At 43.6% G+C, this 12470-nt stretch carries 17 protein-coding genes; 14 read left to right on the top strand and 3 right to left on the bottom strand.

Translation table 11 applies throughout. The features are described 5' to 3' along the window. Positions 1-63: 63 nt before the first annotated feature. Positions 64-321: a hypothetical protein gene (locus tag HWQ40_RS27535; RefSeq protein WP_292784453.1), complete on the top strand. Its 258-nt coding sequence runs from the start codon at positions 64-66 to the stop codon at positions 319-321. A gap of 185 nt (positions 322-506) precedes the next feature. Next, complete coding sequence (locus HWQ40_RS27540) at positions 507-3107, top strand: DnaB-like helicase N-terminal domain-containing protein (protein WP_292784456.1); 2601 nt, start codon at positions 507-509, stop codon at positions 3105-3107. Positions 3108-3229: 122 nt separating this feature from the next. Here HWQ40_RS27540 and HWQ40_RS27545 read toward each other — a convergent pair whose 3' ends face one another. After that, on the bottom strand, positions 3230-3427 hold the full coding sequence (locus HWQ40_RS27545; RefSeq protein WP_292784457.1) for a hypothetical protein: 198 nt from the start codon (positions 3425-3427) through the stop codon (positions 3230-3232). 112 nt (positions 3428-3539) lie between these two features. Continuing rightward, positions 3540-4133, bottom strand: a complete 594-nt coding sequence (locus HWQ40_RS27550) for a tyrosine-type recombinase/integrase (RefSeq protein WP_292784459.1) — start codon at positions 4131-4133, stop codon at positions 3540-3542. Positions 4134-4336: 203 nt separating this feature from the next. Between HWQ40_RS27550 and HWQ40_RS27555 the strand changes: the two genes are divergently transcribed. From HWQ40_RS27555 to HWQ40_RS27610, 12 genes are all read left to right on the top strand, one after another. After that, the gene (locus HWQ40_RS27555) at positions 4337-4642 is read left to right on the top strand and encodes a glucose-6-phosphate dehydrogenase (RefSeq protein ID WP_292784462.1); all 306 of its coding nucleotides are present in this window, start codon (positions 4337-4339) and stop codon (positions 4640-4642) included. A gap of 5 nt (positions 4643-4647) precedes the next feature. Continuing rightward, positions 4648-7476 (top strand): hypothetical protein, encoded by a 2829-nt coding sequence (locus HWQ40_RS27560; protein ID WP_292784465.1) that lies wholly within the window; start codon positions 4648-4650, stop codon positions 7474-7476. Continuing rightward, the gene (locus tag HWQ40_RS27565; RefSeq protein ID WP_292784468.1) at positions 7476-8297 is read left to right on the top strand and encodes a hypothetical protein; all 822 of its coding nucleotides are present in this window, start codon (positions 7476-7478) and stop codon (positions 8295-8297) included. Before HWQ40_RS27560 ends, HWQ40_RS27565 begins: the two co-directional genes overlap by 1 nt. Before the next feature lie 113 nt (positions 8298-8410). Then, entirely contained in the window at positions 8411-8950 is a 540-nt protein-coding gene (locus HWQ40_RS27570; protein ID WP_292784470.1) for a hypothetical protein, read from the top strand. Beyond that, the gene (locus HWQ40_RS27575) at positions 8950-9168 is read left to right on the top strand and encodes a hypothetical protein (RefSeq protein WP_292784473.1); all 219 of its coding nucleotides are present in this window, start codon (positions 8950-8952) and stop codon (positions 9166-9168) included. Before HWQ40_RS27570 ends, HWQ40_RS27575 begins: the two co-directional genes overlap by 1 nt. Continuing rightward, entirely contained in the window at positions 9152-9655 is a 504-nt protein-coding gene (locus HWQ40_RS27580; protein WP_292784475.1) for a hypothetical protein, read from the top strand. Before HWQ40_RS27575 ends, HWQ40_RS27580 begins: the two co-directional genes overlap by 17 nt. Continuing rightward, positions 9652-9996 (top strand): hypothetical protein, encoded by a 345-nt coding sequence (locus HWQ40_RS27585; protein WP_292784478.1) that lies wholly within the window; start codon positions 9652-9654, stop codon positions 9994-9996. The genes HWQ40_RS27580 and HWQ40_RS27585 overlap by 4 nt, the downstream gene beginning before the upstream one ends. Next, entirely contained in the window at positions 9996-10316 is a 321-nt protein-coding gene (locus HWQ40_RS27590) for a hypothetical protein (protein ID WP_292784480.1), read from the top strand. The genes HWQ40_RS27585 and HWQ40_RS27590 overlap by 1 nt, the downstream gene beginning before the upstream one ends. Continuing rightward, a complete protein-coding gene (locus HWQ40_RS27595) occupies positions 10316-10627 on the top strand; it encodes a hypothetical protein (RefSeq protein ID WP_292784483.1) in 312 nt (103 codons plus the stop codon). Before HWQ40_RS27590 ends, HWQ40_RS27595 begins: the two co-directional genes overlap by 1 nt. A gap of 1 nt (position 10628) precedes the next feature. Further along, entirely contained in the window at positions 10629-11072 is a 444-nt protein-coding gene (locus tag HWQ40_RS27600) for a hypothetical protein (protein WP_292784486.1), read from the top strand. 68 nt (positions 11073-11140) lie between these two features. Continuing rightward, complete coding sequence (locus HWQ40_RS27605; RefSeq protein WP_292784489.1) at positions 11141-11431, top strand: hypothetical protein; 291 nt, start codon at positions 11141-11143, stop codon at positions 11429-11431. Positions 11432-11450: 19 nt separating this feature from the next. Beyond that, positions 11451-11639: a hypothetical protein gene (locus HWQ40_RS27610; RefSeq protein ID WP_292784491.1), complete on the top strand. Its 189-nt coding sequence runs from the start codon at positions 11451-11453 to the stop codon at positions 11637-11639. Positions 11640-12118: 479 nt separating this feature from the next. Here the strand turns inward: HWQ40_RS27610 and HWQ40_RS27615 are convergent, their stop codons facing one another. Then, entirely contained in the window at positions 12119-12301 is a 183-nt protein-coding gene (locus HWQ40_RS27615; protein ID WP_292784493.1) for a hypothetical protein, read from the bottom strand. Positions 12302-12470 lie beyond the last annotated feature (169 nt).

Genomic DNA, 12470 nt, shown 5'->3' on the forward strand with positions numbered 1-12470 from the left:
CGCGCCTCCTGTTGACCGAAGAGGAATTAGACAACTTTCTGTTGTTTTTACAGCTTTGCGATCGTGAATAACATCCAAAAACCACCCACCAACCAGAAAGACCCAACTCAAGAGCGACTAGACAAGCTAGAGCGCACAGTGGATAACCTACGCCACCATCTGCTCTCTACTTTGGAACTAACTTATGCATTGGCCGCGGAGCTAGCCGAAGCCAAAGGGGTAGAACAGTCCTTTGACCCAATCTGCACCAAACTTCTAGCCGAATTCAACACCCTTACTACCCTAAAGACAACCCAGCGTGACTTTAACAAGAGGAAGTAGGTTTTAAGCAGCAACTAGGCTACTTCTCACGCGCAAAAAAAAACTCACCAACGTAAACATTAGTGAATTAAAAACAACAAAAAAATGAATAAATACTTAAAAAGATTAGGCAGTAGCATAGCCTTCACTTTCTGCTATTGTACCACATCAAATAATTCAAAGCTAGCTAATCGGGGGACAAGAAAATGGTATTAGTCCCCTATTCATACACGGAAGAACCAAACTTTAAACCTGTTGAACATCGGCTTCCACCATGCAAAATTGAACATGAAGAAGCGGTGTTAGGCGGCATATTGCTTGACCCAAATGCTATCTATCGAGTCAAAGATAGATTAGAGCCAGAACACTTTTATATCGGCGCACATCAAGATATTTACAAAGCCTGCCTTAGACTCTCTAAAAAAGCACTACCAACAGATTTATTGCACGTTAGTAGCTGGTTATTAGACCATAACTTGCTAGCAAGAATTGGTGGAAGGAATAAATTAGCTAGCCTTGTCGATAGAACAGTCAGTGCAGTCAATATTGATAGTTTAGCTCTATCGGTTATAGAGGTAGCCGAACGTAGAGGACTTTTAAAAACAGGCAATGAATTTATACGTTTAGCTTACGAGACGGAGACAGATTGGTCAGATATCCGTGTAGTTGTTGAAAATAAAACTCAGTCAATAATAGGAGCGCCACTAGCTCCAACAAAAGAACAAAACCAACTGTGGCACTACAATCAGCTAATCAATGAACTGGAAAACATCTACCTCAAAACATCTGATCCTGGTCTAAAACTATTCAAGCTTCAAGAATTAGCTAATAGCAGCCCCGGCAGAAGAGTAAAAGACCTCGAAGACCTTTATATGAAATCGCTGTGCGCCACAGTTGAGCCACGTAAAAGCTTAGATGAACTTGAAGAGGAAGTAGGCTCAGAGGAAAGAAAATGGCTTTTGGGCGGAATCCTTGCACAGGCAACCACAGCACTAGTAATTGCCGATGGTGGCGTTGGTAAAACTAAGTGGCTTTATGACTTGCTCCACTGCATTGCCTCTGGTCAAAACTGGAATAACTTTCCTGCCACCGCCGATAGTCGGCGCGTTTTGATTTACCAAGGGGACGAGTCAAAAAACGATATGCTCCAGGCGCTCAACAAGCGCGGTTTTAAACCAGGGACAGAAGTTCGCCAAAGTACAGCAGTCAGGTTTGGCTGGAATACAGATGCAATGCCGATTTTGTATCAAGACGCCGCTGAGTTTCGCCCTTCGATCGTGATGATCGACTCCTTGACCTTTGTTAACCGCTACTCCCTTTACGACGAAAACAGAACAGAATACTCTCGCCCCGTACTGGAGCTAAACAAGTTCGCGGCAGAAACCGGGATAACCGTAGTCATTGTTCACCACACCAACAAAAACGGAGGGTCTAGGGGGACGACAGCAGTTAGAAATGCTGTCTCAGAAGTTATCAAATTGGAGAAAGACCCCAACCCCAGCGCCAACCCCCAAGAGAAAATTCTCACGATCGAGAAATCGCGATCGCGCCGCTTCCCCACAAGCTATCGCCTGTTCTTCAACGAAGAAGACTTTAGTTTTTCGCTGTTAGAGGAAGTAGGCCTTGAGTTGGGTTCGCCGGATCTGTCCACCAAAGACCAGATAATTAAATTCCTCCAGGAACATGCCAACGTTAAATATCAAGCCGAAGAGATAGCCCATTACCTCAAAACGACAACAGGTAACGCTCGACGATGTTTAGGACAGTTAGCAAGAGACGGACTAGTAATCCTTGATGAGAGAAGCTTTAGCGGTACTGCAAAGCTGTATTACATAGCTCGTGAGTCCGATAATTGTAGTACAGAAAACCCTTTACAAACCGCAACAGTAACATCATCTCAGCGGATCACCTTTGAAAATGACTCAATCCTTTGTCAATCGGAGGTAATTAGCGAGTCGCCAGAGATGTATAAAAACGATGGATCACCTTGTGATCACCTTATGATCACCTTGACGGATCACCTTCTTAACAATTCTGTAAGCCATACAGAACAAGAGGCTTTATCCAATTGTAACGAAGGTGATCATCTAAGTATGCCTGAAATCGCAGTTTTACCAAATTCCGAATCAGAAAAAAAAATCGATGTTCAGACAATTGACCGGATCACCTTTGCCGGAAACGCAGAGGCAGTAAGTAATCCAGAAGGTGATCCGGTAAGGCGATCGCAAGGTGATCACGAGGTGATCCGAGGCGATCGCGATCGCCTCGATGACAATAGCGGTGTACTACAGCCCAAACTATCAGAACTGGGTTTTAAAATCAAAGACACAATCAGGATTACTGCCTGCCCCGGCAGACCAGAACTGATTGGGCGAGAAGAAACCATTGCACGAATGTCCGATAAAACCATTAGGACTGAATCTGCATTGTTTTTTGCCAGGGGAGAATTTGAGAAATGCTCTCCATCGAAAAGCAGCCGCAGCTTTACCAGTTTGCAGATAGGTGAAATCTGTCACTGCTCTCTTCACAACAAGAAAGCCAAAATCCAGAAAATAATTGTCACCAAAGCGGAAGCTGAAGTCATCCTTGCTGGTGACATAGATGTAATCCGCGTGAAGCTATCTGACCTCACAGCGCTAACTTGGCAGCCGATGTTAACCCAGCCTGCTATGTATGGCTCAGAGTTGGTCATGGTAGTGGGGTACGATTCCGCCAAAAGACAGTATCAAATAGAAACCAGTACCAATCGAACCTACTACGTCAAAGCCAGTAAACTAAGCAACCCCAATCAAAGCCCGACATTATAATCCGCTACTTGGCGATCGACAAGTATCGCGATCGTAGATGGTAAATAAAAAAACTCATGCTAGCGCTTGCCAGCATGAGACTACATGATTGTTAGCGTAGCGAAACCCTGCTGTTTTTGGGTTTATTCGTCATCATCGTTATCGCCATCGTCACCATCTTCGGAGATGACAATAATTACACCTTCAGACCCAGCTTCAAACCCAGCGATGCTAAACGTCTCACCGTACCCATCTTTAAGAGAAACAGGTGCATCTCCAGGAAGGTTTTGTAATTCTTGGATCAGGTCGCTAACCGTGACTTCTTTAGTTGCAGTATCCATATTTATTTTCTCCATAAAAATGCGATCGCCTTGTGAGTAAAAGTGAGCGATCGCGCTGTGCTAATTACTGGTTTGAGCTTACTTGCTGAGAGTACTGTTTGTCACCAAGGCATCATAAAGTTGCGATCGCGCCCCTTAATTGGTCAGCCGCGATATCGATGTAACGCTCTAAAGACTTGATATCCTTGTGCCCCGTAATTCGTTTAATCGTTGCCAAGCTGATACCGTTATTGTGCAGGTTAGTAACAAAACTTCTACGAGTGCTGTGAGTGCTAACACCTTTACTTGCTAGTCCCGCCTTCTCAACAGCACTAGTGAGAATATCGTAGACATTACGCCAGCAAGTATGTTTTTTAAAGTCTCGACCGGGAAAAAGCCAAATACTATCTTTGTCTGGCTTATAATACCCTAGCTGCTCACGTAGTAGATCGTGGATCGGAACTTGTCGAGTTTCACTGCTTCCACCTGGGTCTTTCTTTCGGGTAGTGGCTCTGAAAGTAATTTCTGAATATGGCTTACCATCAGGGTCGTAAACATCTGAGACTTTCAACTGAATTAAAGCTCCCCAACGTTCGCCGGTGTACCACCCTAAAGCGAAAAGGATTTTGTACTTTTCACTTACGATTTGTCTACGGATTTTAGAATATTCATCATTGGACAGTGCAGCAGCTTGTCCACTTCTGTTATTTTTCATTTGAAGAACCATTTTGTATGTTCCACTTTTACTTTGGCTAATGGTAAAAGTGGAATTTACTTTCTATCTGCTGTGGGCAAATATAGGCTCTATCGTATTGCTGACAAGGCTTTGGCGTAATCCGTAAATACTCCACTTTTACATAAAAGTGGAACATTTACGATTTTTTTAAACTTGCATAAAACGGAAGAGTAACTATTTAGAAATCTCTTCAAATGACAGCATTTAATCCAGCGACAGATATTCCATCTCAAATCGATACACTAGAAAAACTTGCTGCATGGGTAGGTGCAGCGCTATTCAATATCAATCCGGGACTCGTTGTTACTGAGGGAGTTGGGTACACGGAGCGCGCTTGCCAAGCGGGGAACTATTGGGTAGCAGCCGACAGCAAAACACGGATGATCGTCAGGTTGTCGCTGGAAGTCTCCCCCGATCAAGCGAGTGGTTCAAATAAGAACTGGACGTATATTCAGCCATTAAGTAATACTGCTTTACCCGCTGCGTTTAAGCAGAATTGATTAATATGACGGACGCGATCAATCCCCGCCAATTTGCATCACTAGACTATGCTGACGCCGATATGTACGGGGCATTGCTAGAGCGTCCTGCACCTGGTGTCCCATTGCAGCGACCGTTGCCGCGTACCCAGACCGGGCTAGAGAATGCTAGTACCCGCCAAATGGAAAAGCGGTTATATGACGACGAGTGGAAAAGGACGGAGCCAGAACGGACAGCAAGAAAACAGGCAGAAGCAGCAAGAGAGGAGGAAATTACACGACGGAATCAGCAGCAGCGACAGGACATAAAAAATCGCACAAACGGTACCGAAACCCCCGAAAAATTACCACCAAGAAGCGAATCATCACTCAGCCAACTACAGCGATCGACACCCGAACGGCAGCCGCTGCCATCAACAGGCGCGATACCTCCAACGCCTAACGGTACAGCGGCACGCGCCGATTCGCTGGTAGAACCGACTGCGACACCACGCCCAGCGATATTACGTGAAGCGATCGCAACGACTGCTGGAAATGCGATTAGTGCCTTACCAAGGGCGCTACCACAAGCGGCGGGTAGACTGGTCATACCCGGCGTAGGTGCTGCACTGTCCATTGGTACGCGGTTAGTTGTCGGTCAATCTGTTATCCAAGCCGTAACTAGTACTGGTGCTGGATTAGTTGGTACTGGAATTGGTGCGATCATCGGCACTGCGATCGGTGGGCCTATCGGTGGCGTTGTCGGCAGCATGATTGGTGGTACTGCTGCGTCGTTATTTTCTGATTGGCTGTTTGCCCAGAATCTGCCATCTACTGCCGCGCACCTAGAGTCATATACACCAAATTACCCGGCATTCTTGGGAGGGCAAAAAGATGGTGCGCGATATCAGGTGACAGTTACCTACGATCTTTACGATGGCAATCGGATTATCGGTACGTTCACCGACAGCGGGCAAGCTAATGGGCCAATCGGCGCACCTTATACCTACTCCCAGGATGGGTACTGTGGGGTAATATTCCCCGCCTACGACCTCAATGGTAATCCTTTTGCATTAAAGACCTCGCGTGGTGGAGCTACGAGCGCAAGAAACATTAGGAACATATCGGTGGTATATCTTTATGGCAGCGATACTGGCATGGATTCACCACAAAACCTCACACAACCAGCACCGCCGCCAGACAACACTCCTTACCGTTACGACACTTCGCCGATTGGTAATGATAATACAGTGCCGTCGGCAATGCCAGCGGCTGGTATCAACAAAGGCAAGGACAAGCAAATCGCTCCCTCAATGCCTTCAAACAACACACCCAACGGAGCGCCTTTTTTTCCTGGACATGGCGGTTTAGCGCCAAGCTACTTGCCAAACCCAGCGCACCAACCTTCAAACCTTGGCGGCATGTTGCCACAAATGCAGCCATTACCTCAGCGGCAATCACTACCATTCGCTGAACCAGAGGATATCCCAGTGCCACGGATCGGACTAACGATTACACCCTCGGAAGGCGGTATCGTGCCTTACGGGTATGCGGAGGTAACAGCGGGCACGGTAACGCAATCGACAATTACAGTTTCCGAGGGTACAGACGCATTCGGCAATGACGTATCGACACGCGACAAAAACACGTTTTTAACAAGTGTTCCGTCGTCAGCACCAACGACAGCGCAACCCATACCGATGTCGGATGCATTGTCACCCGTACCGAAATCGAAATCGGCACCGATTACGAAAACGCCAACAGAACTAGCCAACGATGGCATCAAAACGGCATTAGATCAACAACAAAAAGACTTCAAGGAACAATTAGGACAACTGACAACAATTGCCGGTGTAATTGCAGGATTAACACCAGCAATACAAGGCATACCAGATGCGATCGCAAAATCCCCAACTGTGCAAGCGGCGAACAAGGAAACTACTCAAGGCGCTGTCTGCGAAATTGCTCAACCTGGGGGATGTTTGGGGAATGCTCTAGATGATTCTGCTAATAAAGTAAATCAAAATAATAATCAGAATACAGCTAACCTTCTAGACAAAATTAATGCTGGGGCGAATGCAGCCCAATTAGCACTTTTAGAGTTGATGAATACAAAGCTTGGTGATTTCATTCCAGGCGGAATATCAGGTAAATTACAAAGACTCAGTTCATGGATGCACCTTGATAGAGTGCTAAATATTTTGATTTGGTGGCAGACTCTCCACAATGCCTATATGCTTTCTGCCAACCTGGGACAAACATTAACTAGCGCTATATCAAATGTTCTGGCAGCAATAGGAATTAAAGATGCTGAAGGTAGCCCGTTAGATATTGGCGAAGTTTTAGGTCATCAATTTGATTCTTTAGCTAAATCTGTAATTGGCGAAAGTGAATGGGGAGGCATCAAGGCAGAATACAAAAAATGGAATCGAATCTATCAAGCGGCTGCTAACTTGATGAATTCAATACAATCTATTGGCTATTCAATTTTGAGCGCTTTAGAGGTTGTTGGTTCGTGGGTTGCTTTGATTGGTAATGCCCTGCGTAGATGGGGTGAGATTAGTGAAAAGGCTTATCGGTGGATGAACCCAACACCTAATTTTCAAAATAAATTCTTTACAGCCTTAGAAACAACTGAAAATGTGGTGAGTCAAATTGATAGCGTTGCGTCAGAAGTTTTGAGCGTTGAAGATACAGTCGCTCAGATTGGAACCCAAAAAGCTGAATTTCTCAAAGCGTTGGGTCAGGAACCGGACGGCAAGCAAGGCACTACGCCACCTGAAGCAACACAAGTTAAGGCTGGTTTTGATGCTTCTAAATTAGTTAGTGCAACAGGAATAGCGATATCAGATTCAGATAAGGAGGCTGATGAATAATGCCTTTACCAGATAATTTCGATGAATGGGAGAATCTTCAAGATATAGTTAGGCTCGAACACAACAAAGCGGTTAAAACGTACTTTAAAAATCAACCAGATAATGATGTCAGCGAAGGGAAACCAAGGTTAAAACATTCTTGTTTGATGAAAGATGATGACACCTCAACCATGACATTGATGAGAATGTGGCTATTTGAAATAACCTGCGGTCATGCTCAAGCATTACAGCGGCCTGTATATGGCATTCCTTGGTATGAAATTCAATCAGAACGCACCTTCAAACCACAAGTCAAACTTTATTTTTTAGAGCCTTACAACTTTACTATTCACGGTGATGGCAAAATACCCCAAGCTGAAGGTGAAATCACCTTTAGATTAATGGATGAATCGAGCGAAACTATTAGCCGCAGCAATGCAGAAACCTTAGCTAGACAAATTAAAAGTATATTTGCGACACCTCCTTTTACTTGGAATAAAGGACATTTTAAATGTACTTATTCTGACAAAAAACATGGCTACGAATTGAAGCTATTAGTAACAAGTAAAACAGAAGGGGAACGGATGATCCGTGCAGTCCTAGATATTCGCAACCACTCTTTTGACCGCGATTACCTCCAATTTATCGACAATGACCGTAGCTATCCAACAAACCCAGGAACGCACCGAGTTTATGGACGCAACGTTCAAAAATTCACTCGGCGGCGGACGGCAGACGTCAAGTTCAGATTTGCACAGTTACTTATCTGGGGTAAGCAAAATCCAATCAATTTGGTAGCTACTAGCGGTAGTCGATTAAGAAGCGTCATCGAGCGAGTTTAGGGTCAATTATTCCAAAAATTTACCGGACTACACTATGTTATCCGCTTGGGAAAAATGACTTGAATCATTGCTATGACTGAATAACAAGCAATTGACAATTAATAAGTACTAATATGTCTAGACGCAAGAGCGCACGAGAATTAGAAAACCAACTTAAGTATGCTAAAGCTAGAGAAGCCTATACTGCACCACTAAGAGAAGAGGGGGCCGCAACCCAGCGTCGTCCAAAGACTGCGGTAAAATATGCGGTACTTTCTCCTTTAGCAGCCACAGATTCAGCATTTACCATCCAAGTATCTGCTGCTGGATTACAATTTTTTGGTGGAATTACAGTATTAGGATTAGCGGAACCGGCAACAGATCCTAGCGCGCCTCGCGGTTTCCGTCCGGCTGAAATGAAGGCAACCGTGGCTGATGGCTCCCCTAGTGTAGTTCGAGCTAAAGGTTCAAATCGGCCTTACGTTCGCTACGGCAAAGGCTCACGTGGTAGCAACGCTCAATACAATTATTCGGCTGCAATCACTGCCGCTACTCCCTCAGCCCTTGATACCAAGGTGAAAGCAATTTTTACATCTGTGAAAAGTTCTCTTGGTGGTAGCTATGGACGTGTCTGGTTTGAATCCGAGCGTTACCCCGCAAACGCTAGCGGTTGATGATCAACATTTCTACACCAGCTATTTGGTATCCAGGTCAATCAGAACTTGAATTTTCTGAGGAATTGAACCTAATGATGGAGCGGGCCGCAATAACCCGCAACTTTCTTAACGGTGAAATTCCTCCAGATCATCTTTTAGATTTCATCAATGACCAAGGCTTTGATGTATTTAAAGTGGCTCTTGATTGGGAATTAGGCGATGGCATTATTAGCTGATGTTGGAGCGGTTGGAGCTTGGGAGCTTTTTTATTATCAAAAGCTCTCAGGCAACCCCCAAAATCGCAGAATCAAAGCCCCGATCATCGATCCGGTTGAATTGCCCTTCATCACCGATAAACACATCTTGCTAGTCGGGGCCTCCTCAAGTAAAGCAAAGCCAACTTGGTTACGTGCTGGATATCTCTACCAGCAAATTGGCGGGATTCATATTGATGACACCATAATCTACGAAGGATTGGGAGCAGTCCCCAGCACTGAAACAGACTTTAATCGCTCTCTTATTAAGCTCAACAGCATTGATTTAATCAGGTTTCCCCAAATTACTAATGATTATCGCTTGCGATTTGAGGCGATGCCCTGGATAGAAGAAGTAACTTTGGGAGTTTGGGTTTACACGGGAATCGTAAGCGATTCAACAGAAGATGCATTAGAGGCAATCAGAGCAAAACTTGAAACTATTGAATTCAAAATTGATAATTTATGACCACATTAAGCTACACCGCATTAGCAGAAAAACTACCTGCTGGTTCAATTGAATTTGTCGGAAATAATCAAGTCAAACTTAATTTGAGTTTGACAACAGAATCAGGTGCAACTCTCACATTAGATTCATCCTGTGTTAAAGGCATTGTCAAGGTGATGCAAGCATTGTCATCACTTACTAATCAAGTGAATGAATCAAGAGTTAATGCTAATCTTCCACCAATTCAGTTTGTTTCTCAACAGCTTACAGGTACACCAGAAGCACCGGAATATGAGTTTACAGTGCGGGTGAAAGTCGATACGGCTTTATTTATTGATAACCTTGATGATCCGACTGAATAATGATTAACAATACTCAAGAAGTTGATGGTGTGATTAAATTTAGCAATTGTAGCAATGCTGACAAATCACTAACAGGAAACGTATCTGATGTTGTTTTAAATGCTAATAGTGCTAGAAGCTATGCAGCATTTATAAATAATTCCTCAATTGATATCACTCTTATTTTGGGTGATAAAACAAATGCAGTAATCGGCAAAGGAATTATTTTAAAGCCTCGTGGAGGTAGTTATGAGATTAATAGCAATAACCTCTATATAGGTAAAGTTAGCGCTATCACTACCAATAATTGCAAACTTTCTTTTGTGGAGTGTGTTGAATAATGGCTCTTTATAATCCGGCTACAGCAACAGTAACTGAATCAACTAGTGATACATCAATTCCAACCACTGTTGCTTCTAGTGTTACTAGCGTGACAATTCTTGCTAGTAATTCTAATCGTAAAGGTGCAACGATTTGGAATGATAGCACTGCTAATTTATTTATTGAATTTGGTGCAACAGCAACAACCAGCGCTTTTACTGCCAAATTATCAGCAGATGGATACTACGAAGTTCCATTTCATTACACTGGGGTCATTAGTGGTATTTGGTCTGCTGCCAATGGCAACGGTTTGGTTCGGGAGCTAACTTAAGATGCCTTTATCTAATCCAGTATTTGCAGAATTATTACTTCTCGCTAGTTTTACTCACTGGCATGATGAAAGTTCTGTAATAGCTGGTGCAGCATTAGTGTCTGACTATTCCTCAACTAATCCTTATGGAATCACCAGTTATCAGCCAAGTAATGCCGTTGGGGACTCATTCTCGTTTGATATATTTGTTGAGGCGGGAACCTATGATGTAACGTTTTTAGGACACGCATATACAAACAGAGGACTTGCTTCTATTAGCGTAAATGGAACACTTCAATACTCTGATTTAGATTTTTATGGGTTCAACACCATCGTAAAACTAAATAGGAGTATTGTAATACCAGTCACGGGACGTAACACCATTACTGTAACTGTTGTGGGGAAGAATTCAGGTAGCAGCGCATTTTACATAACACTGACAAAGGTGTGGGGAATCAAGGTATAGATGCCACCGATACAGCAATCTTTCAACGTAGAAAAGATTACTAGAGGATTCAGTAACTAATCAAAAATATGAAGTTTGATGCTAGTACATTCAGTTTTTTACTAGCTCTTAGCGGTGCCATTTCTGGCTGGATAGCTTGGTGGATCGGCAGGAGACAGCAAATTATTCAAAAAGCTGTCAAAGATGCCGAACAAGCCTTAAACGAGAGACGTGACTTTAACCATCTTGTCAACAACCAGCTAGACATTTCCAAAAATATCGCTCATGGCTTTGAGGATCTTGAAGATCAGATCGATGCCATGTCTAACGAATTGCGAGAAATAAAAGCTTACTTGATTGGTAATCAAAAATACTCTTAACTACAAACACAGACGAATTATGTCTAAATCAACTCTCAACACTCTCACTACTATTTTTGGAGTGGCTGCTGGTGCTGCTAATTTCCTTGGTAGCATTGGGGTGATTAACCACACTGTTGCTGGTACTATCGGCGGTTTTGCTACTGCTATTCTTGGTTATCTCGTGCAGCAACCTGCTACTAGGGAACAACAGCCACAGTCTAAATAACCCTCTGGGGATTCAGGGTAATCGAAACTTTTTGCGCGAGTGACCACTAGATGCTTTAAATAGCTAAGAAAACCTTTTGTCTCTTTGACTTGGGTCTATCAGATTTGCTTGCTTGACTTCTGGTTCATAACCGCAGTTAACACAGTGATATAACTGAACCCTTACTTTTTCTCCCATTTCATTAATGATTTGATACGGGAACAACCCATAAGTTTTGTAACTACAACTGGGACAGTAGAAAAAACTCATTTTATTTCACTGCTTACGCGTCACTTTAGTAACTTGTAGGGGACTACAAAAAATCTCTTTTGGCGAATCAAGTCTTGCAAGGTGTAACACCAAAGGCAGTGTACAGACTCAGGAAAGTAAGGCTCATTATCTGAGCAGTATCTTCCACAAGTACAGCAAAACCTATCCCTTGCTGCGTTACTGGTACTTTGATCCATTGGTCAAAATCTCCATTTCGTCACATAAAACAATCAAAGCTTGTCTTTCCAATCTTCAGCGTGTTCCATGACCCATTCCTCATATTCGGCATCATCCATCTCGTCAGGAGATGTCGGAACCTCAATTATCACTATGTCTTTGAGCGCTTCCATATCCTTACTATCTAGTTGTGATAGTCGTTTGGTTGAGATATAAGCAATTTGTTCATTTTCCATTTGTCGTAATTCCGTTTTCGTAACATAGGTGGCTGAAAGCCCTTTGTTGCCATAGATGGCTAGAATAACAAATGATCGCCCTGCATCCAGTGGGAGGATATCAGTGGGTAGCTGTTCTCGCCTTAACCAGGAATGTGGTAAGCCGTTCGACTCGGCACAGCAGACATCA

The organism is Nostoc sp. NMS9, assembly GCF_017114995.1.
GTDB lineage: Bacteria > Cyanobacteriota > Cyanobacteriia > Cyanobacteriales > Nostocaceae > Nostoc.